Source organism: Nocardia albiluteola (assembly GCF_018860155.1).
Classification (GTDB): domain Bacteria; phylum Actinomycetota; class Actinomycetes; order Mycobacteriales; family Mycobacteriaceae; genus Nocardia; species Nocardia albiluteola.
In genome coordinates this window covers 110,531-131,703 of record NZ_JAHKNI010000019.1, presented here as the reverse complement: position 1 = coordinate 131,703, position 21,173 = coordinate 110,531, and the positions used below count along the sequence as shown (strand labels likewise).

Genomic DNA, 21,173 nt, shown 5'->3' with positions numbered 1-21,173 from the left:
CTATGCCGGGACGACGACACACGGGGCACCGACCGAACCGCTTGACACAAAACGACTTACGCTGATTTTCGGATGATTCGATAAGTGGTACAAAATCACGGAGGGAGAGGCTTGGGATGCGGCTCGTCGTGGACCTCACCCGCTGCCAGGCGTACGCGCAGTGCGTGTTTCTCGCACCGGAGATGTTCGACCTGCATGGCGAGGAAGCGCTGCTGTACCGCCAGGAGGTCCCGGACGAGCAGCTGGAGCGCGTGCGCCAGGCCGCTGCGGCGTGCCCGGTCCAGGCGATCCTCGTGGGTGAGGCGGTGAGCGCCCGTGCCCGGTGACCTTCGGGAGGGCCCCATCGTCATCGTCGGCGCGTCGCTGGCCGGGTTGCGGGCTTCCGAGAAGCTGCGCGAGGAGGGTTTCACCGGCTCGCTGACCGTGGTCGGGGACGAGCCCCATCCGCCCTATGACAGGCCGCCGCTGTCCAAGCAGGTTTTGCTCGGCATGTCGGCGGCGGACACCACCGGGCTGCCGATGCGCCGCGACCCGGACGCCGACTGGCGGCTCGGAGTGCGTGCCACGGGGCTCGACCCGGTCGGCCGTCAGGTCCTGTTGGCCGACGGCGAGTCCCTGCCCTACGACCGGCTGCTGATCGCCACCGGAACCCGGGCGCGCCCCTGGCCCCAACCGGAGCAGGCTGCCCTGGACGGAGTCTTCACCCTGCACACGCGTGAGGACGCCGGGTGCCTGGCCGAGCGGCTGGCCGCCGGGCCGCGCCGGGTGCTGGTCATCGGCGCTGGCTTCACCGGTTCGGAGATCGCCTCGGCCTGCCGGGAGCGGGGCATCGAGGTCACGGTCGCAGAACGTGGTACCGCACCGCTGGTGGGCGCCCTCGGCGGCACGCTGGCGAGGCTCGCGGCCGGCCTGCAGCGGGCCCACGGCGTGGACCTGCGCTGCGGAGTGACGGTCACCGCGCTGTGCGGGAACGACGGCGGGCGGTTCACCGGAGCCGATCTCTCCGACGGCAGTCACATCGACGCGGACGTGTGCGTCATCGCCATGGGTGCGGTCCGCAACGTCGAGTGGCTGGCGGATTCCGGGCTGGCGGCGGGCCCGCACGGGGTCGCCTGTGATGCGGGGTGCCGAGCCTTCGACATGTACGGGATCGTCACCGACGACGTCTTCGTGGCAGGTGACGTCTCCCGCTTCCCCCACCCGCTCTTCGACTACCAGATGCTCTCCTTGGAGCACTGGGGCAACGCGGTCGCGCAGGCCGAGGTGGCGGCCCACAACATGATCAGTTCCGGGCCGCCGCGGCGTCCCCACCTCGCGGTTCCGGTCTTCTGGTCGAGCCAGTTCGGGGTCAACATCAAGTCCGTGGGTGTCCCTACCTACTCCGACCAGGTGGTCATTGCCCAGGGCTCGCTCACTGAACGCCGTCTGGTGGCGGTCTACGGCTACGGGGGCCGCATCACTGCCGCCGTCACCGTCAACATGGCCAAGTGGCTGGAGTACTACCAGGGCCTGATCGAGGCCGCCGCCCCGTTCCCGCCCGCGCCCGGCGCGGCCGACAGCCATCCGCTGGTGACCGAATTCGCGCTTCCCTCCGACGTGCCGGATCCAAGGGGGCTGTCCCACGGCCCCACCGTCGCGCTGACCGGTCACCTGCCGGACCGCCGGCTGACCGTGGTCCGGCCCGCCGGCTGACCCTTCCGTTCTTCCCTGTCACGAGGAGCCCGTCGATGGCTGTCGACACCCTGCTGGAGCGGATCACCGACTACGCCAACCGCCCCGACCCGTACCCGCTATACGCGGAACTCCGCGAGGCGGGCGTGGCGCGGCAGACGGACGGCAGCTACCTGGTTGGCGGGTACTACGACATTGTCGCCCTGTTCCACAACCCACGGCTCAGCTCGGACCGCCGCAACCGCGCCGGCACCTACAGCGGCCTGCCTGCGGATGAGGAAGAACCCCGCCCTTTCATCCGGCTCGATGACCCCGAACACCGCAGGCTGCGCAGCCTGGCCACACGGCCGTTCGGGCCCCCGCACAGTCCGGGCCGGATCGACGCGATGCGAGACGAGATCACCCGGATCACCGACGAACTGATCGAGTCGCTCCAGGGCCGTACGCGAGTCGACGTCGTCGACGACTTCGCCTATCCCCTGCCCGTCTCCGTCATCTGCCGACTCCTTGGTGTACCGCGCGAAGACGAGCCGACCTTCCGCGAGTGGTCCAACGCCATCATCGACTCCGGCGACATCCGGCCCGGTGAGGACCTCGGCACGAGCCAACGGGCCGGCAACCAGGCCCGGGCGCAGATGGGCCGCTACCTGGTGGATCTCGCCGAGCAGCGCCGCGGCCGCCCGGGGGACGACATGCTGTCCGCGTTCGTCAACGACCCGGACCCGACCGGAGGGCTCACCCGCGAGGAAGTGGCGGCCACCGCCGTGTTGCTGCTCGTCGCCGGACACGAGACCACGGTCAATCTGATCACCAACGGTGTCCTCACCCTGCTGCGCCACCCCGACCAGCTGGAGCGCCTGCGCCGTGAACCCGACCTGCTTCCTGGCGCAGTGGAGGAACTGCTGCGCTACGAGCCTCCCGTCCACTTGCTGGAGCGTATTCCCCTCACTCACGTCGACGTCGCCGGCACGACCATCCCCAAGGGCGTACCCGTGCTGCTCGTGCTGGCCTCGGGCAACCGTGACCCCAAGCGATTCCGCGATCCCGACCGGTTCGACCCCACCCGCCGGGACAACCAGCACCTCGGATTCGGCAGCGGCATCCACATCTGCTACGGCGCACCCCTCGCCCGGGTTGAAGCCCAGATCGCCCTGGGGGCACTCCTTCCCCATCTCACCACCGCAACCCTGGTCGAAGACCCTCCTCCCTACCGGCACAGCGCCGTGCTACGGGGCCCCCGGCACCTTCCCATCGAGCTGGCCCCGTCGCCGTAGACGCAATGAACTGCCTCGTCGTGGCCATGGAACCGAGGCAGCATTCGGAACGGAGCTGCTCAGTCGCGGGCGCGCTGGTTACGGTCCGGCGCTCAACCACAGGATGAGCGCGGCGTCGAGATCTTGCGAGTAGCGGTACACGCCTGAGATTCCGCGCGGCTCCCACATCATGACCAACCTTCGGCCGGACCGATGGATCGAGGTCGGTGGACGCGTTCACCACTCGCAGTAGCCGCGAAGCGACGTCGTTTCGACATCGCATAATCGGCTACTTAAGACTTGATGCCAGGGCTTGATCCCGGCCACGATCAGTCCCAGGTACCCGGTGGGAAGCTCCCTAATCGGCTGCCCGCCAGAGTTATCGGTGTGGCTCGCTAATGGCTTGCGTCCCATCGGGTTACCGTGCGGGGGGTTCGCCGCGGTGCGCACGTCCGTACGGCGGTCGATCAGATCGAGGAGCAAGCCTGCGAACAGCGGCGTCGAAAGGGCTCGGGCTGGGCTCACCACCAGCGGAATCCGCTCCGTTCGGATCTTGCGATGACCAGACCAGGGTTTCGCCTGTGTAGCTCAGCGGCGATGTCGTCCAGTGATATCGGGCGTAGCCAGCGCTCCGAGATGGCGAGCGGGTAGCCCGCCCAGAGCTTGCCGATCGGGCCGTAGACCCATCTGGGCCAACGACTTCCGGTGAGCTTGGGCCTGGGCTCGACTAGTTCGATGGCCAGGAACCTCATGGTATGGAATGTGACCAGATGGATACGCGATATCCCAGCCCACGGGATCCGGCCGAATGCGCTGAGCGTCACCCCTTGATCGTCGACTGCCACATCGGGTGAGGGACGGATGAAGTGGTCCACTCCGATGAACAGCGAAAGGGCTCCCGGAACGATCGCAGCAAATATGGGGGGCGTCAGCGGGGGGTTGGTGGGGGTGTTCGTCACGAGTAGCCACCAGCCGACCGCGATCCCTATCAGCCCCAACACCAGTATCTCTACCCAACGGACCCACGAAGATCGAAAGATCGTTGGTGGTGTTGATACTTCCTGAGGCAGGTCCACGATCATCGATTGTAGCCCCGGATGACGGTCATAGTGTTTGCGCCAGAACCACGAAAAGCTCGCCAGTGCCAAACATTTCGGGTGACCTCGCAGCGGCCGGAACCACCGGTCGGCGGGCCTTTCGATCGGCGCACCGCGATGCCCGCGCGGATCGCCGCCGGAATCCGGCGTGCTCCATGGTCAACACGGGATTCTCATCAGGTCTCGGGAGACGACGATTTCTCCGTCGAAATGACGGCGTGCTTGATGCAGCCACTCGTCGTCGTCGACGTCGTACGGGATCAAGTGCCAGAGTACAAGTTTGGCGACACCAGCTTGCTTTGCGATGCGGCCCGCGCTTTCGGCGTCGGTATGTGCACGAGCGAAATGTGTGCGTAGCTGATCGACGTCGGCGTTGGTTCCACCCATCAGCCGCCGCAGATGATCGGGCGAGTACACCTCGTGCACGAGTACGTCTGCACCGGTTGCCAGTTCAGCGACGTGATCGGATGGCGCTGTGTCGCCTGAGACGACCACTGACGCACCGTCGGCGTCGATGCGGTAGGCGAATGAGTGCATCGGCGGATGCTCGGCGTGGCCGGCGGTGATCGTCAACTGTGGCGAGTCGGCGATCACGCCGGGCGAAGCCACCTCGTGGCTGCGGATGAGCGAGGACAGCCGTGGCCTTCCCAGGTGTTCGCGATGCTCGATGTCGGAGCGCCCGGCCGCGAGAAGCAGATCGATCATCTGCCCCAGCGGTGGCGGTCCGTAGACGTCGACAGGGGTAACCAATCCCGCCGTCCATGCCAGATGGATGAGCGCGCCCAGGTCCGCGTTGTGGTCGACGTGGTGGTGGGTCACCAGGACCGAAACCAGGTCACGCAGCCGCAATCCGGCCGCGACGAGTTGACGAGCGACGCCGTTTCCGCAGTCGATGACGTGGATCCGGCCCCCGGTGACGATTGCCGTAGCCGGCGCCGCGCGGCGGGTATTGGGCTGGGGACCACCCGAACTACCGAGAATGACGAGATCCATGTCCCTATTTCTCCTTTGCGGTGGTCATGCGTGTACGGACACATCGGTGGTGGCGGGGCGGGGACGGCGATCAGGGTCTCGAGCGGGTATCGCCATCGACGCAAGCAGGCTGAGCACCGAGATCGCGCCCACGTAGCACGTGATCGACCACGAGTTGCCGGTTGCGGTGAACAGCGACGCCGCTACCAGCGGGGTAATGCCGCCGCCTAGGAGAGAGCCGATCTGATAGGCGACGGACGTGCCCGAATAGCGCACCTGCATCGGAAAGAAGTCGGCCGTGAGCGTACCGAGCGGCGCGTTGGTCACCGTGGAAGTCTGTCGTACACGCCACCCTGGTGATCCTCGGCAACAGCACCGCCGCCTACATCTTCATGGTGTACGTGCTGTCCTACGGAGTCACCCACCAGCATCTGAGCAAGTCGTTCGTGCACAGTTCTTTCCCTCTGGTGTAGCGAGCGAGGGCGATGGTGTCGCCGGTGGTGGTCCCGTGGCTGGTACCCGCACGGGGATTTGCCGTCGTGCCCTGCGCCGATTGGCATGAGAACGACGCTGACCGACGGCGCGTACCGCCCGCACGGCCCCTCACCCACTGGTTCATCCGCTGCCAGATGACCTGCCGCAGTTGCAGAGTCGTGAGTTCCGGTGCGTCCGGCTCTACTCGCATGACCACGGGTTTCGGTATCCGTGCGGGATCATGCTGTCGAACATCGCGCGCGCGGGGGCTGGTAGTCGCAGCAATTCGATGTACGAGCCGAGGGGCCCTCCGGAGAGGTGGACGAATTCCATGCCGATCTCGGCGACGGTGCAGTGCTGCACGATCTCGGTGCCTTGTGCTTGCGCTTGTGCCAGTGCGGCATCGAAATCGTCGGGCACCCAGGCGATGTGGTGCAAGCCGGGACCGGTTCTGGTGAGCGCTTCGGTGTACAGGTTCTCGCCGGAGACCGGTGCGATCAGCTCGAGTTGCTGCCCCCCGGCGTAACCGAGTGAGGTATCGAGTGTGAAGTCCGCGGGTGCATCGCGGTAGCGGCTGGACTCGGGACCGAAATGCATCCGGGGCATGCGGACCCATTCGTCGACACCGTAGCGGTCGGTGAATTCTTGTTCGGCCGCGTCGATGTCGTGGACAACCCACGCCACCTGGAAGATCGGGCCGGTTATGGGATTCATTTCGGGTGCTCCTCAAAGGTGTTGCGGGGTCGGCTGGTGACAAAATCCTGCATGAGCGGGCCGGCGAGGGTTCAGTAGTCGGTGAGGCGGATGGCGTTGGCCGCACGCTCCAACGGTTTGATGATCGGCCGCAGGGCCAGGCCCTTCCACGGCATGTACCGCAGCATGCGCAGCATGGTGGTCTGGGTGCGGATCGCGCGGCGGTCGGCCGCGACCATCTGGGTGGCGTTGTTCCAGCCCAGCGTCAGGTTCTCGGTGACGTAGTCCTGCATGGCGCGCTGATAACGGTCGAACGCGGCGACGTGTCCGGCGGTCGCTTTCAGTTCGCCGGCAAGAACGTACGCGCCGACCAGGGCCATGCTCGTGCCTTGCCCGGACAGCGGTGAGGGGCAGTACGCGGCGTCACCGACGAGTGCGACTCGGCCGCGCGACCACTGGTCGAGATGGATCTGGCTGACGGAGTCGAAATAGAAGTCCGGGGATTCGGGTAGCGCGCGTACCAGGTTCGGCGTCTCCCAGCCGGCGTCGGCGAAAGCGTTGGCCACCAGTTGTTGCTGCGCGGCGCGGTCGCGGCGGTCCGGGAGTTGTTGCGGCGCTTGGAATATGAACTGGGTTTTGGCGGTGGCCTGCCGGGTGCTGTAGACCTGCACCACCCGCCCGGGCGTCGGATGCACGAGTTCCCAGTGGTCGAGGTTCAGGTGGTTGGATACCGAGATCACGCAGGCCGCCATGCCGGTATGCCGGGCGAACTGTTCTTCGGGTCCGAAGGCGAGGCGACGCACCGCCGAATGCATGCCGTCGGCCCCGATCACCAGGTCGAACACGCGCGGTGCAGCGTTGCGGAATTGCACGGTCACGCCGTCGGCGTGCTGTTGCAGGTCGGTGATCGAGTCGCCGAACAGGTACTCGACGTTATCCTTGGTGGCGTCGAACAGTATGCGGGCGAGATCTCCGCGCAGGACCTCGTCGTCGCCGGGGGAACGCAGTCCGATGAGTTCCGGCCCCAGTGTGGCCAGCGCCTTACCCGAGTCGTCGACCCAGGCTCCGCCGCGCATCGCCGTGGATGCGGCGCGGACCTGCGGAGTCAGTCCCATCCGGTCGACGACCTCCATTGCCACACCGCGGATGTCGACTTTGTAGCCGCCCTCGCGCAGGGCGGGTGCCTGCTCGACGACGGTAACGGTGAACCCGTAACGGGCCAGCCAGTAGGCCAATGCCGGCCCGGCGACGCTGGCGCCGGAGATGAGAACGGTCTTGTTGGTGAACTGCTGTGTCGCTGTCATGGGAACAGCGTCGGCCGCGGCGCTCACCGCGGCCTCACCATCGGCTCACCGTCACTCACCGAGCAGTGCGGCCACCTCCTCGACCGAGTACCCGGCACCATGCTCGTAGGCAGCGCGGAACTGCTGGTCGCCGAGTTCGGTGCGACATCGTGCGGCCGTGTCGTCCGCCGCACTGTCGCCCGCGGCACGCATCCCCCGCAGCGCCTTGGCGGCGCCGAGCAGCAGCGCCGCCCGAGCCGTCTCACCCAGCGCCGCGACAACCCCCGCCATGCCTTCGACAGCTGCCGCAGCCACCGGCCGCGATCGGTGGCGTGCCACCTCGAACGCCTCGCGGTGCGCCGCCCGTCCGCGCCCGAAGTCCGCTTCGGCACACCGAACCCAGCCCAGCCCGATGAGGCTGCGAGCCCGGGCCTCCGCGATGCCGACCGAACCGTTGTCGGACACCGCAATCGCGACGCCGTAGTGCTCCCGGGCGCCGGGCAGGTCGCCTGCCGCCCGGGCCAGATCGCCGAGCCCGCGGACAGCGTTGGCGTACATGTCCGTTGCGCCTACCGACCGGGCCACCTCGGCGGCGCGGCAATAGGCGGCGCGGGCTCCGTCTGCGTCACGGCACGCGACCGGCCCGCGGGCCAGAATGTCGCCACGCCGGTTGAGCAGGTCGGCGGCATCGTCACCGGCACCCAGCTCGGTCTGCAAAACTACAGCCTCGTCGATCAGGTCCAGCGCGGCGCTCCGGTCACCGCGCCAGTCGGCGACCGCGGCAAGCTTATCGATGGTGGTGGCAATCGCCCAGCGGTCACCCGTAGCACGGAAACCCCCCAGGGCACAGTGCAATTCGTGCTCTGCGGCCTGCGGCTCACCGGACATCAGCAGGCGCAGCCCCTCCCCCAGCTGCAGGAACGCCTGCGACCATCGATCGGGACCGAACAGCAGACGCTCCCGCTCCGGCCCCAGCTCCGGCAACCCCCCGGCCGTGGCCAGCAGAAACACCACATGCGGCCGCTGTAGGGGCTTTTCGACGCTGGACAACGCGGCGACGGCCGACATGACCGCTGCCGACGGCTCGGTTCGCGCGCGTGCGGCGACCGCCACACACAGCGTGTATTCCTCGAGGCTCACCGCAGGATCGAGTGCAGGCAACAGCTTACCGGCGAATTCGACGGCGTCACCGGGGTAACCACGCAGCCACCAATACCATGCCTGGGCGGCGATGAGCCGTTGCGCCAGTACTGGGTCGGCGCTCATCGCCCAGTGCAGCGCCGCCTGCAGGTTGTCATGTTCGGCGTCCAGCCGCGCCATCCAGTCGAGCTGATCGGGGCCGCGCAACAGTGGATCCGCCCGCTCGGCCAGGCCGGTGAAGAATTCGGCATGGACGCGTCGAAACTGCTCACGCTCACCGGATTCGGTCAGCCGCACCAGGCCGTAGGCGCGAATCGTCTCCAGCATCCGGTAGCGGCCACCGTGCACCTCCACCAGCGATTTGTCCGCGAGGCTGTCGAGCAGCTCGTCCGCATCGTCGAGTTCGCAGACCGACGCGGCCGCAGGGGCAGTGCTCCCATCGGCGAACACCGCGAAGCGCCGCGCCAGCAGGCGTTCGGCCGGCTCCAGCAAATCCCAGCTCCAGTCCACCACCGCCCGCAGGGTCCGGTGTCGCGGTTCGGCTGCGCGGTCTCCCCGGGCCAGCAGCCGGAACCGGTCGGCCAGCCGCGCGTCGATCTCGCCGGCGTCGAGGGTGCGCACGCGGGCGGCGGCCAGTTCCAAGGCCAGCGGCAGGCCGTCCAGCCGCGCGCAGATGCGCCGCACGATGGCGATCGTGCCCGCATCGACGGTGAATCCGGGCCGCACGGCCGCGGCGCGATCGGCGAACAGGCGGACCGCCGCACAGCCGAGTTGATCGGCCAGCGACGCTTCGGCAGACACGACCGGCAGCCGCCCGACCGCGATCACGGTCTCGCCGGTGATGCGCAAGGCTTCCCGGCTGGTTGCCAGCACCCGCAGTCCCGGGCAGTCGCGCAACAACCGATGTGCCAGCCGGGCGACGTCGAACACCAGATGCTCGCAGTTGTCGAGAATGATCAGCAATGGCCGGTCGGCGAGCATGGCGCGCACCCGGGGTTCCGCATCCTCGACCGCGCCGATTATCGTCCCGGCGCTCGCGCGGCCGCCGAGTACCGTCACCATCTCCTCGGCTATCTGCGAGCCGTCCACCAGCGCCGAGAGATCCACGAAACACACCTCGCCCCGGGCCCGGACGCCGGCCTCCAACGCCAGCCGGGTCTTGCCGACACCGCCCGGGCCGGTCAGCGTGACCAGGCGGGACCGCGTGAGCAGCGAAGCGATCTGCGTCAGCTCGTCGTCACGGCCCACGAAACTGGTGAGCTGAGCGGGCAGGCGCCGGACCGGCGGCGCAGACTCGGTGTCAGCCCGCAGGATCGCCAGGTGCGCCTGTGCCAGTTCGGCCGAGGGGTCGGCACCCAGCTCCTCGGCGAGCAATTGCCGGCCCTGCTCGAACAGTTCCAGTGCCTCTGCCTGTCGGCCGGCGCCGGCCAGCGCGCGCATCAGCAGCGCCCGGGCCCGCTCCCGCAACGGATGTTCGGCAACCAGTTGCGGCAACACTTCGACGACCGCCCGCTGGTCACCCAGCGCCAGCGCAGCCTCCGCACGCTCCTCCTGCATCGTCAGCCACGCCTCGGTGAGGCGGACCACCACCGCAGCAGCGAACGGCGCGTCACGCACGTCGGCCAACGGAGCGCCCCGCCACAGCCGAGCAGCCTGATCCAACAGCACAACCGCAGTGGCAGGATCCCTGTCCCGCAACGCGATCCGTCCCCCTTCGGCGAGCCGAACGAACCGGTGCAGATCCACCGACTCCGGGTCGGCCGCGAGCCGATAGCCCGCGGCCGAGGACTCCACCAGTTCGTCCGCACCCGCGGCGCGCAACGCTCGCCGCAGCCGCGACACCTGGGACTGCAGCGCATGCCCGGCGTCGCCCGGCGGATCCTCGCCATAGAGGTCATCGATCAACCGATCCCGAGACACCACCCGGCCGGCGTCCACCGCCAACACCGCCAACAGCGACCGCACCTGCGGCCCACCTACCGCTACCGGACTCTCGTCAGCGCACCGCACCTCTACCGGCCCCAGGATTCCGAACTGCACGATCGCCAGTATCGGACAAACCTTGGCCCCCCGCTGTTTCGGCCGTGCCGCATGGTCACCGACCGGCGCCGCTGTCACACCCGGCGAGTAACCGCATTCAGCACGTTCGGCTCTGGGAACTCTCACCGATCCGCTGAGTTGAGCGGAGCGCGTACACCAGCACGCCCGCAGCGACGAGCACGGCGGCAATTGCGACGAACACGATCTGTGGACGATCCAAGGTGTTGTCACCGGCCAGCAGATACGTTGCGACATTGATCAGCCCATGCCCGATCGCCGCGGTCAGCACACGCTGGCGGAAACTTCCGTTGCCCAGATATCCGAGCACGATGGCAAACGCCATCGCCGAGACGAAGAAGCAGGCCGCGGTCACCGGGCCCGCCGCGAATGCCTGGACATGCCACAGGGCCCACGTCGCCCCGGTCGCCGAAATTGCCGCGAGCCTGGCCATTCGAGATTCCAGTATCGGCTGCATCAGACCCCGCCAGCCGATTTCCTCGCCGCCCGCGCCGATGAGCTGGAGCAGCACAAACACTGCGAAAGATACGCCTCCGACTCCTGCGGGGCCGACCAGGGCGGTGCCCCAGATGACAGCCGCCATCGTGATCAATAGCCAGAACAACACACAGGCGGTGACCATTGCCAGGACACTCGCGCCTACTCGCCGGGCCGAAACTGCTGAGGGCAGCAGTCCGGCGACGGTCTTCCTGAACAGCAGCCAGGTCGCCAGCGCACCCAGCGCCGGGCCGAACTGGACCAGTGACAGCGCTGCGCGGTCGATGCCCGAATGAGGTTGCACCGCAAGTAGAACAGCCGAGGCAGCAAGGGTGGACAGGACATAGACGCCGAGTGCGGCCCAGACCCGTATGGTGGTCGGTGACTGCGCTGCGCGGGCGGGGCCGGGCTGAGTGTTTCCGATACCGTTGAGGCTCACGCGACTTACTCTGTCGGTCGATATCCGCGCGCGGATCACCCCGGAGTCCTGATCACCTGTAGTACCGGGGTATCAGGCGCGACCGCCTCCTCGGGGCGACCCCTCGTCGGGAAAGAAGATCGCTTCGATGGGCTGGTCGAACAGCGCGGCGATGCGGAAGGCCAGCGGCAGGCTGGGGTCGTAACGACCAGCTTCCAGGGCGTTGATGGTTTGCCGGGAGACGTCGAGCCGATCGGCCAGCATCGCCTGAGTCCAGCTGTGGCGCTCACGAAGGGCGCGCAGCTGGTTTTTCATCGACGCGCCCCGATCTGTCCGGCCACCACCCAACCCATCATCCCGGCGCCGAAGATGATCCACCCGGCAATAGGAAGCGCTGAAAACAGGCCGGTAATGTCAAGCAGGCCAACGGTTACCGCGGTGATCATGGCAACGGCGAACCCGCCCGCCAGCCCGCGCAACAGCAGTAGCCGCTGATAGTCATCGATGCGGCCGACGTGGCGCCACACCGCCCGCACTATCCACAGCGCGGGCAGCACCGGGAGCACCGCCCACAGGTAGCGCCACGCGCTGTGCCCGTCCAGATTCCCCCAAACCTGCACCGCGGCAAGCACCACCAAATAGCCGATTATGCCAGGCCAGAAATCCCGCTGATAGGACCACGCACGCGCCCGATCGCCCGCACTCCACTTTCGAATGTAAAGCTTGCTTGTCATGACTCCAGTATCGAAACCACACACACCCATGTCAAGGAAACTTTCCACTCGTGTGCCGCCGACGACGATTCGGTAACGACGGGAGCGTTACCGCCGCGGCCAACACCCCCAGGGACCGGGCCGCACTCTCGCTCGATCGATTCGATCGTGTGCCAGCCGGTTGCAGGGTACGATTGTTGCTCAGCGGGGGCTCGGATCTCCTCCCCGCAATGCTTCCCTTTCGTCGTGAATCAATTCTGCCGCAACGGAATACACACAGGACCGAAAGGATTCAGCCATGCCTCAGGCTCGCCCGGATCAGTTGCGCCTGCTCGCTCCCGATCAGGAAACCGCTGTGCTCGCGGTGGTGAACGACCTACTCACCGGCGACACCACCGATGTTCCCGACTACCTGGCCGACGACATCGCCGCCGTCCGCACCCTGTGCCGGTTCAGCCCGGTCAAGATACCCGGCGACGGCGGCGTATTGCTGGATGCCATGGCCGCCTGGCCGCGCACCGACGGCCCGCACCCGGTGATCGTGCTGCCCGCCGGTCTCGATCCGACGGGCTGGAAAATGTACTCCGGGGCGATGATCCGGCTGCTCATGCGCGGTTACGCCGTTGTCGCCTACACCGAACGCGGACTGCCCGGCTCCGAAGGCGAACTGACCGTGGCCGGCCCCGAAGACGTCGCGGACGGGCGCCGGGTGATCGACTGGGCGCTGGACCACCCGGACCTCGGCGCAGACGCCGACCGGATCGGCATGGCCGGAATCTCCTACGGCTCGGGTATCGCCCAGCTCGTCGCCCAGGCCGACAAGCGGGTGAAAGCCGTTGTCGCCCTGAGCACCTGGGCGGATCTGGGCGAAGCGCTCTACGACAACCACACCCGCCACATCCTGGCCGCCGAAGCGCTGGCCGCGATAAGCGAGCATCCCAGCCCGGAGTTGCAGAAGGTGCTCGAGGAATTCCGAGCCAATACCAATATCGAAGGCGTGCTGGAATATGCGAGACTCCGATCGCCCGCACACATTCCGGCAGGCGAACGCCGCCGGGTGCCAACCTTTTTCACCAGCTACTGGCACGAGACGATTTTCCCGCAGAACCAGTTGCTGAACTACTTCACCGAATTCCCCGGTCCCAAGCGCCTGGACCTGGCGGTCGGCGACCATGGGGCCGTGGAGGTCCCGGGACTGCTGCTGGGCATATACACCCGGACCACGGAGGCCGCCTACGACTGGCTGGACCACTTCTTGTGCGATGTCGACAACGGCATCGACAGCGACGGTGCGGTGCACACCGAAACCATGTACAGCTTCACCATGACCGCGTCCCCCGACCTGGCGTCCTGGGCCGAGACCGGCCGCACCTACTACCTCGCGGCACCCACCGGCGAATCCCCGGACGGCGCACTGGTTCCGGACCCACCGAAAGCCTTCGAGCAGACCATCCGGACGGGTGCCCCGCACGTGCACGCGGTGAACCAGCTGGTCATGGACGGCTTCCGCGAGCGTCTCCTCATACCCGTGCGCCAGAAACTCGCCGACGTCGACCGGTCCACCGCCGCGGTCTGGAAGACCCCCGTCCCGTTCCTCATGCCACGCCACATCGCAGGCATCCCCAAGGTCCACCTGACGGCGACCGCCTCCACCCGCGCGGTCACCGTGATCGCGTACCTCTTCGACCTCAACCCCGTCACCGGCACGCTGCGCATCATCACCCACGCCGCCGCCACAGTGCACAACCCCGGGCCGGAACAACCCTCCCCGATCGAATTGCCCCTGCAGGCCACCGACTACCGGGTCCCCATCGGCAACAAACTCGCGCTCATCCTCGCCACCGAAGATCCGCTGTACGCCGGCGAAACCGAACCCGACAGCACAGTCACCTTCGACGGCCCGGCCCGGCTGGATATCCCGATGACTCCGTGACCACAACGTATCAGCGCGAGTCCTCGGCGAGGACTCGCGCTGATATCGTCCGTCAGCCCCGGGTGGCCGGCCACGTCGGGCAGGCTCCAGTCACCATCCGTGCGAACGGACCACAGCTCTGGGAACGGCAGTTCCTGGATCGTCTCTTTAAGCCAGTCGCCGCTGGGCTTTCCGTAGTACCCCGGGCGGTTGCCGTAGGTGCGAAGAGAGGTCAGCAGGTGGTGGTGCTTGTAGTCGGCGTAGCCCTCGGCGATCGCCAGCAGGGCGTCACCGAGCTCGGCCAAGTCGGCGTACGCACCACCGGCGAAGACCTCGCCCCAGGCACGTTCGATCTCCGGGTGCGGCGAGTGCTGCACGGTGGTGTCCCGGCTCAGGGCCTCGGCCGGGATCGGCAAACCCCGCTGGTGCAGCACGGCGAGCGTTTCGTCGTCGTCGCCTTCGTGACCTCCCCGCCGTGCAGGTGTGCGGCCGCGACCTCGAGGTCATGGCCGATCAGGCCGAAGTAGAGCTCCTGAACCTGGCAGACCACCAGGAACGACCGCTCTCCCTCGGCGGAGGTCAGGCAATCTTGTAGCGAATGCAGCTCGCTGGTGTGCAGGTAAGAGTTGTAAGCAGTGGAAGCCATAACACCCCCTCGGCCATCGGCAGGGACAGCAGATTGACGTGAATGTCGTTGCACCTCAGTCATCAATGCCATCCCTTGTCGTGCGGTTGGAGTGCCGGTGCGCTCGCAGAATCCGGCGCGTCGCGTTCCCCATCGTCGTCAGACATGTGCTGTTCGACAAATGCTCTTGAGCCCAAGCTTGATTGCGTCGTTCCTATGCTCAAACGGGCATGTCCCCTGTTCGGGAGCGTTCTACCGGCGGGGCTGGGGGCAGCGGATGATGTAAGACTTGTTGTTACGACGATGACAACGGGGTGGACCGCGGTCTACCGCAGGGAAGGGGACGGGAGCCGATGCCCCTTCGTCAGTACGAGTACGCGCTGGCCGTTGCCGAAGCGGGCTCGGTGACCATCGAAGGCGAGAAATACTGCCGCCCTGGCGATCTCGTCGGGGGTGCCGAAACGCTGCACGGGATTACCCGCGACCACCTGCGCCTTGAACTGCGCGGCAGTCTCCGCGGTCATCCCGTTCTCCAGAATTCCCGTATCGACCGGACCGGGGCTGACCGCATTGACCCGAATTCCGCGTGGGAGCAGCTCGCCGGCGAGGCTGCGGGCCATCGAGCGCAGCGCCGCTTTGCCGGCTGCATAGACACTGGTCATCGGCATGCCGGTGACGTTCGCGGTCGACGTGGTGAGGACGACGCCGGCGCCCGTGCTCAGCAGACAGATTACTGGTTACTCGGGCCGCGAATAAGGACTGGCTGCCCGAGGGGCAGCGGGGGCATGATTCGCAGAACTAAGCGACCGAGGAATGGCGATGGATGAACGCGAGCCACTGCCCCTGTGGCGGCCTACGGGGCCGGAGGAGTTGGCGCTGGTCGAGGCGTCGGGATGGACGGCGTGGCCACCGCGGCTGCCCGATCAGCCGATCTTCTATCCGGTGTTGAACGAGGACTACGCGATACGTATCGCACGAGACTGGAATGTTGCGGCATCGGGCGTCGGCTACGTGACTCGGTTCGAGATCGATGCCGACTTCGCGGCCAGGTATCCCGTCCGGCAGGCAGGCGGGCAAACGATCCTCGAACTGTGGGTGCCCGCCGAGGAACTCGAAGAGTTCAACCGCCACATCGTGGGCCGCATCGAAGTGGTGCACGAATTCCGGTAGCCCAATCCAGTTGCTCCGATCGAAGCCCGCCACCGAGCACGACGACGCCCATCCAGGACCGCCGCAAGCCCGGAGGGTTAGTGGTTGCTCGCTCCGCGGCGGGTGAGCGTGTCGGTGGTGGTGCGAGGTGTGTGGGTGAGTAGGTGGGCGACCATTATGCCGCCGCTGCTCGAGACGATGCGTTCGACGGTGACCGGGCCGGTCGGGCAGAATCAAGAGCGGCGCGCTACGCGCGCCGCCCGGTGCGCCCGCCCTACCGCTCCGCTCCCGGGCGTGCACCCCGGCGCAGAACCAGGACGGGGGACCGAACCGCGTTGATTAGCACCCGTCGATCAGGGCCGAAACGTGGGCGGTTCCGGCTACTGATCAGCCAGTGGGGGCACTGGGCTCGCGTCGCCAGCTAACATCGCGGTAATCGAGCACAGAGTTGAGGTTCGGGAGAGTCAGCCCGCCGAGCCGCTGGGCGCTGCAGGCGATGATGACGGCTCGCAAGTGTAGAGTTTGTTATCCCTGGTCGCCCAAGTGTTGCTCCGGCCCAGGTACTTGCACTGGTCGATGTCCGACCTGAGGTAGAGGCTCCCTACGCATTGGTCTTCAGCCGAAATAACCCCATGGTTCGAGCTGTACGAAACGCAGTCGGGCGCTGGCTCGAGGTCCTCAGCCTGGGCAATAGCCGTGCAGCCCCACGGCAGACCGCCGCTGATCGCTGCGGCAGCAACCAGAGTAGAGATCCTGTGACGAGTCTTCGATTTCATGGCGACGATATTGACATTCCTTGTGGGGGTTGGGCTCATTGCGGTTCCCATCGCAGAGGACGGCGAAGCGTTACGGGCGCTGCCGCACCATCCCTCAACGGGATGGCTTGCCACACAAAGATGCTGGTCACGAGCGTCAGCACTCACCAGTCCCCGGTCAACACATATGTAGTGCGTAACCGAGATGTGACCCCGGCCAGCCCCGCGACTTCCTCGCGTCGCAGGCCTGCGACCCGGCGCGGCCCGTAGCAGGCCAACCCGACCTCCTCCGGGCGCGCGGCGGACCGCCGCGCGCGCAGGAAGTCACCGAGCGGGTTGTCCGTCATTCCGCCGAAGCTATCGTGCGGATTGCGACCGACCGCGGCAGCCCGGTGATCCGACGAAAAAGCCCCCGGATCCGAATGGATCCGGGGGCCCTTCGAGCATGCGAATTACGCGTTGCCGGAGAGCTTCTCACGCAGCGCGGCCAGCTGCGCGTCGCTCGCGAGCGAACCGCCGGCCGACTCCGACGAGGAGGAAGACGACGACGAGCTGCTCGCCTGCGCACCACTCTCGGAGGAGTAGTTCTGCGGTCCACCGTTGGCGGCCTCGGCGGCGGCGTCGGCGGCCATCTTCTCCATCTGCGCGGTGTGCATCTTGTGGCGACGCTCCGCCTCGGCGTAGCGGCCCTCCCACTCCTCGCGCTGCTTCTCGAAGCCCTCGAGCCATTCGTTGGTCTCGGGGTCGAAGCCCTCGGGGAAGATGTAGTTGCCCTGATCGTCGTAGCTGTCGGCCATGCCGTACTTCGACGGGTCGAACTCGGCGTGGTAGTCCTCGTTCGCCTGCTTCAGCGACAGCGAGATCCGGCGACGCTCCAGGTCGATGTCGATGACCTTGACCATCGCGTCGTCGCCGACCGCGACAACCTGGTCCGGCACCTCGACGTGGCGCTCGGCCAGCTCGGAGATGTGCACCAGGCCCTCGATGCCCTCCTCGACGCGCACGAACGCACCGAACGGAACCAGCTTGGTGACCTTGCCGGGCACGATCTGGCCGATGGCGTGGGTACGGGCGAACTGACGCCACGGGTCTTCCTGAGTCGCCTTGAGCGACAGCGACACACGCTCGCGGTCCAGGTCGACGTCGAGAACCTCGACGGTGACCTCCATGCCGACCTCGACGACCTCGGACGGGTGGTCGATGTGCTTCCAGGACAGCTCGGAGACGTGCACCAGGCCGTCGACACCGCCGAGATCGACGAACGCGCCGAAGTTGACGATGGAGGAGACCACACCCTTGCGGACCTGGCCCTTCTGCAGCTGGTGCAGGAACTCGCTGCGGACCTCGGACTGGGTCTGCTCGAGCCAGGCGCGGCGGGACAGGACCACGTTGTTGCGGTTCTTGTCCAGCTCGATGATCTTGGCCTCGATCTCCTTGCCGACGTACGGCTGCAGATCGCGCACGCGGCGCATCTCGACCAGCGACGCCGGGAGGAAGCCACGCAGGCCGATGTCCAGGATCAGGCCGCCCTTGACGACCTCGATGACGGTGCCCTTGACGGCCTCGTCCTTCTCCTTGAGCTCCTCGATCGTGCCCCACGCCCGCTCGTACTGCGCGCGCTTCTTCGACAGGATCAGGCGGCCTTCCTTGTCCTCCTTGGTGAGAACAAGGGCCTCGACCTCATCGCCCACGGAAACGACCTCGTTGGGGTCGACATCGTGCTTGATGGACAGTTCGCGAGACGGGATCACGCCTTCGGTCTTGTAACCGATGTCGAGCAGGACCTCGTCGCGGTCGACCTTGACGATGGTGCCTTCGACGATATCGCCGTCGTTGAAGTACTTGATCGTCTTGTCGATTGCGGCGAGGAAGTCCTCGGCAGTGCCGATGTCGTTGACGGCTACCTGCGGCGAGGTGATGGTGGTGGGCATATGTGGGGTTGCTCCGGACGGATTGTGGTCGGTAGTGGACATTGGAACTCTCGGTTTTGCTGTGACTGCACAGCTAGGGGGCTACGTTGGACCTTGCACAGCACATCGCCGTGTCAGCGCACAACGCTGTCCTGCCCTGAACTCACAGCTCACGAGTGATAACGGCATGTGCGTACCGGTACGCAAACACCGAGGACACTCGCGGGAAACAGCGTACGCGACGGGTGTTGTACCAAGCAAACAAGGGTCCACCGTGTCGGAACCCTCGCCCCATGTCAGTCGATACCCTTCCATCATGCCGCAGGATCACCCCGACGTCCCGTCCGACGACCCCCACGCCCAGGCCAACGCGCTACTCGGCGCCGTCGGAATAAGCCGTGCGCAAATAGATTCCGTGGCCAGCGCGCGGGCCAACCGCCGTTGGTGGGACGCCGATGCCGAGCAGTACCACGTTGCGCACGCCGAATTCCTGGGCGTCGACTCCACCGACGGTGAGTTCGTGTGGTGCCCGGAGGGGATGCACGAGGGCGACTGGCATCTGCTCGGCGACGTCACCGGCAAGCGGATCCTGGAGATCGGCTGCGGGTCCGCCCCGTGCTCGCGCTGGCTCGCGGCCCAGGGCGCGCACCCGGTCGGGCTGGATCTCTCGCGCGGCATGCTCGAGCGCGGCCTGGCGGCGATGGCCCGCGGCGGTCCGCGGGTTCCGCTGGTGCAGGCCGGGGCCGAGGCGCTGCCGTTCGCGGACGAGAGCTTCGACGCGGCCTGCTCGTCCTTCGGCGCGATCCCCTTCGTGGCCGATTCGGCCGGGGTGATGCGGGAGGTGGCGCGGGTGCTGCGGCCCGGCGGGCGCTGGATCTTCTCGGTGAATCACCCGATGCGCTGGATCTTTCCCGACGATCCCGGCCCGGACGGCCTGCGCGCCACCATGCCGTACTTCGACCGCACGCCCTACGTGGAGGTCGACGCCGACGACAACCCCACCTATGTCGAGCACCACCGCACCCTCGGCGACCGGGTGCGCGAGATCGTCGGCGCGGGCCTGGTCCTGATCGATCTGATCGAGCCCGACTGGCCGGAATGGCTCGACCAGGAATGGGGGCAGTGGAGCCCGCTGCGCGGCGAGATATTTCCTGGCACGGCAATATTCGTCACGGAGAAGCCCACAAGTCGATAGCTCGGAGCGCCCTGTGACGGCCGGCCATGGTCACCGATCGCGGGCCTCGGAAGTTCGACCCCGATAGCGGTCGAGGTAGAGATCGCAGCCGGGCCACCGCGAATTCAGCAGGCGGCACCGACCCGCAACCAACTGGATTGTGCGATCGCTCAAAACGTACGCACAGGATTTGCGCGTTGGTTACTCGTCAGGGCATGCCCGGATGGGTGATTCTGTGTCGGAGCGCACTCATCGGACGTCCGCGGTCGGGCCGCCGCTGCCGGTCCCTGGCACGGTTCGCACCGTCTGAATCGCACCCACCCTCGACCCGCCAGCATCCGCTGCCAGCCCTGATACCGGAGTGAGAAGAACAATGAACCAGCCCAAGAATCACCTGATCGGCGCCGTCCAGGCCACCCAGGTTCCCCGCTACGCGGGGAAGGGCACCTTCGCCCGCATCGCCGACATCCACGAGGTGAGCGACTACGACATCGCGATTCTCGGCGCACCCTTCGACGGCGGCACGTCCTACCGGCCGGGTGCCCGGTTCGGCCCGCTCGCTGTCCGGCAGGCGGCCCGGGCACTGCGCCCCGGCTACCACGTCGAACTCGGTGTCGCGCCGCTCGAAGAGGTCCAGGTCGTCGACGCCGGCGACATCACGGTCACCCCGTACGACATCGCCGAGGCCTGCAAGCAGATCGAGGACCATGCCCGCGAGATCCTCCGCGGCGGGGACCGCAGGATCGTCTCGATCGGCGGCGACCACACCATCGCCCTGCCGAATCTTCGTGCGCTGCACGCAAAGCACGGCCCGGTCGCCCTCCTGCACTTCGACGCCCACCTCGACACGTGGGACACCTACTTCAACGCTCCGGTGACGCACGGGACGATCTTCCGCCGCGCCTTCGAAGAGGGGCTGTTGATCGAGGATCATTCGATCCATGTGGGTATCCGCGGGCCGATCTACGACCAGGTGGATCTCAACGACGACGCGCGGATGGGGTTCCGGATCATCCGGGCCGGCGACCTGGACGTCATGGGCGTCGAGGCGGCCGTCGACGTCGTGCGCCGGCGTATCGGTGACGCCCCGGTGTACGTCTCCATCGACATCGACGTGCTCGACCCGGCGTTCGCGCCGGGCACCGGCACGCCCGAGGCCGGCGGTCTCACCTCGCGGGAACTGCTGCGGATGCTCCGCCAGCTGACGGGTCTGAACATCGTCGGCGCCGATGTCGTCGAGGTCGCCCCCGCTTACGACCACGCCGAGATCACCTGCGTCGCGGCCGCCACGCTGGTGTTCGACCTGGTCTCGCTGATGGTGTCCGGTTCGGCCGCCAAGGCCGTCGCCGCAGCCACCGAGTCACCCGAGGTGTCCGCGACGCCGAGGTAGCCGCGCCGA

20 protein-coding genes are annotated in these 21,173 nt (G+C 67.0%); 7 read left to right on the top strand and 13 right to left on the bottom strand.

The annotated features are described in order from the left end of the window. Positions 1–116: 116 nt before the first annotated feature. The 3 genes from KO481_RS37585 to KO481_RS37575 are packed head-to-tail and all read left to right on the top strand — an operon-like array spanning position 117 to position 2,945. A complete protein-coding gene (locus KO481_RS37585; RefSeq protein ID WP_215923301.1) occupies positions 117–326 on the top strand; it encodes a ferredoxin in 210 nt (69 codons plus the stop codon). After that, positions 316–1,692: an NAD(P)/FAD-dependent oxidoreductase gene (locus KO481_RS44550; RefSeq protein ID WP_215923300.1), complete on the top strand. Its 1,377-nt coding sequence runs from the start codon at positions 316–318 to the stop codon at positions 1,690–1,692. The genes KO481_RS37585 and KO481_RS44550 overlap by 11 nt, the downstream gene beginning before the upstream one ends. 35 nt (positions 1,693–1,727) lie before the next feature. Continuing rightward, complete coding sequence (locus KO481_RS37575) at positions 1,728–2,945, top strand: cytochrome P450 (RefSeq protein WP_215923299.1); 1,218 nt, start codon at positions 1,728–1,730, stop codon at positions 2,943–2,945. Positions 2,946–3,445: 500 nt separating this feature from the next. Here KO481_RS37575 and KO481_RS37570 read toward each other — a convergent pair whose 3' ends face one another. From KO481_RS37570 to KO481_RS37530, 9 genes are all read right to left on the bottom strand, one after another. Then, a complete protein-coding gene (locus tag KO481_RS37570) occupies positions 3,446–4,000 on the bottom strand; it encodes a hypothetical protein (RefSeq protein WP_215923298.1) in 555 nt (184 codons plus the stop codon). Positions 4,001–4,180: 180 nt separating this feature from the next. Next, positions 4,181–5,014 carry an MBL fold metallo-hydrolase gene (locus tag KO481_RS37565; protein WP_215923297.1) on the bottom strand — a complete coding sequence of 278 codons (834 nt, stop codon included), beginning with the start codon at positions 5,012–5,014 and terminating at the stop codon, positions 4,181–4,183. Between the two features lie 24 nt (positions 5,015–5,038). Further along, positions 5,039–5,320 (bottom strand): hypothetical protein, encoded by a 282-nt coding sequence (locus tag KO481_RS37560; RefSeq protein WP_215923296.1) that lies wholly within the window; start codon positions 5,318–5,320, stop codon positions 5,039–5,041. Positions 5,321–5,668: 348 nt separating this feature from the next. Next, complete coding sequence (locus tag KO481_RS37555; protein ID WP_215923295.1) at positions 5,669–6,181, bottom strand: VOC family protein; 513 nt, start codon at positions 6,179–6,181, stop codon at positions 5,669–5,671. A gap of 71 nt (positions 6,182–6,252) precedes the next feature. Continuing rightward, complete coding sequence (locus tag KO481_RS37550) at positions 6,253–7,464, bottom strand: FAD-dependent monooxygenase (protein ID WP_215923294.1); 1,212 nt, start codon at positions 7,462–7,464, stop codon at positions 6,253–6,255. Positions 7,465–7,515: 51 nt separating this feature from the next. Further along, entirely contained in the window at positions 7,516–10,623 is a 3,108-nt protein-coding gene (locus tag KO481_RS37545; protein ID WP_215923293.1) for an AfsR/SARP family transcriptional regulator, read from the bottom strand. A gap of 97 nt (positions 10,624–10,720) precedes the next feature. After that, positions 10,721–11,557: a CPBP family intramembrane glutamic endopeptidase gene (locus KO481_RS44545; protein WP_215923292.1), complete on the bottom strand. Its 837-nt coding sequence runs from the start codon at positions 11,555–11,557 to the stop codon at positions 10,721–10,723. A gap of 72 nt (positions 11,558–11,629) precedes the next feature. Next, complete coding sequence (locus KO481_RS37535; RefSeq protein ID WP_215923291.1) at positions 11,630–11,851, bottom strand: helix-turn-helix transcriptional regulator; 222 nt, start codon at positions 11,849–11,851, stop codon at positions 11,630–11,632. Beyond that, entirely contained in the window at positions 11,848–12,270 is a 423-nt protein-coding gene (locus tag KO481_RS37530; protein WP_215923290.1) for a hypothetical protein, read from the bottom strand. The genes KO481_RS37535 and KO481_RS37530 overlap by 4 nt, the downstream gene beginning before the upstream one ends. Before the next feature lie 277 nt (positions 12,271–12,547). Here KO481_RS37530 and KO481_RS37525 point away from each other — a divergent pair, with 277 nt between their 5' ends. Further along, entirely contained in the window at positions 12,548–14,182 is a 1,635-nt protein-coding gene (locus KO481_RS37525) for a CocE/NonD family hydrolase (RefSeq protein ID WP_215923289.1), read from the top strand. A gap of 370 nt (positions 14,183–14,552) precedes the next feature. On the opposite strand, the gene KO481_RS37520 is transcribed toward KO481_RS37525, so the two are convergent. Both KO481_RS37520 and KO481_RS37515 read right to left on the bottom strand, forming a co-directional pair. Next, entirely contained in the window at positions 14,553–14,807 is a 255-nt protein-coding gene (locus tag KO481_RS37520; protein ID WP_215923288.1) for a tryptophan 2,3-dioxygenase, read from the bottom strand. A 305-nt stretch (positions 14,808–15,112) separates the two neighbouring features. Continuing rightward, positions 15,113–15,508: an SDR family oxidoreductase gene (locus KO481_RS37515; protein WP_281066272.1), complete on the bottom strand. Its 396-nt coding sequence runs from the start codon at positions 15,506–15,508 to the stop codon at positions 15,113–15,115. Between the two features lie 97 nt (positions 15,509–15,605). On the opposite strand from KO481_RS37515, the gene KO481_RS37510 reads away from it, so the two are divergent. Next, positions 15,606–15,956 carry an ADP-ribosylation/crystallin J1 gene (locus KO481_RS37510; protein ID WP_215923287.1) on the top strand — a complete coding sequence of 117 codons (351 nt, stop codon included), beginning with the start codon at positions 15,606–15,608 and terminating at the stop codon, positions 15,954–15,956. An 898-nt stretch (positions 15,957–16,854) separates the two neighbouring features. On the opposite strand, the gene KO481_RS37505 is transcribed toward KO481_RS37510, so the two are convergent. Together KO481_RS37505 and rpsA are read right to left on the bottom strand one after the other, a co-directional pair. Continuing rightward, positions 16,855–17,037: a helix-turn-helix domain-containing protein gene (locus tag KO481_RS37505; protein WP_215923286.1), complete on the bottom strand. Its 183-nt coding sequence runs from the start codon at positions 17,035–17,037 to the stop codon at positions 16,855–16,857. A gap of 105 nt (positions 17,038–17,142) precedes the next feature. Then, a complete protein-coding gene (rpsA, locus tag KO481_RS37500) occupies positions 17,143–18,621 on the bottom strand; it encodes a 30S ribosomal protein S1 (RefSeq protein WP_215923285.1) in 1,479 nt (492 codons plus the stop codon). Between the two features lie 295 nt (positions 18,622–18,916). On the opposite strand from rpsA, the gene KO481_RS37495 reads away from it, so the two are divergent. Together KO481_RS37495 and speB are read left to right on the top strand one after the other, a co-directional pair. Further along, on the top strand, positions 18,917–19,795 hold the full coding sequence (locus KO481_RS37495) for a class I SAM-dependent methyltransferase (protein WP_215923284.1): 879 nt from the start codon (positions 18,917–18,919) through the stop codon (positions 19,793–19,795). 352 nt (positions 19,796–20,147) lie between these two features. Next, entirely contained in the window at positions 20,148–21,164 is a 1,017-nt protein-coding gene (speB, locus tag KO481_RS37490; RefSeq protein WP_215923283.1) for an agmatinase, read from the top strand. Positions 21,165–21,173: the final 9 nt, after the last annotated feature.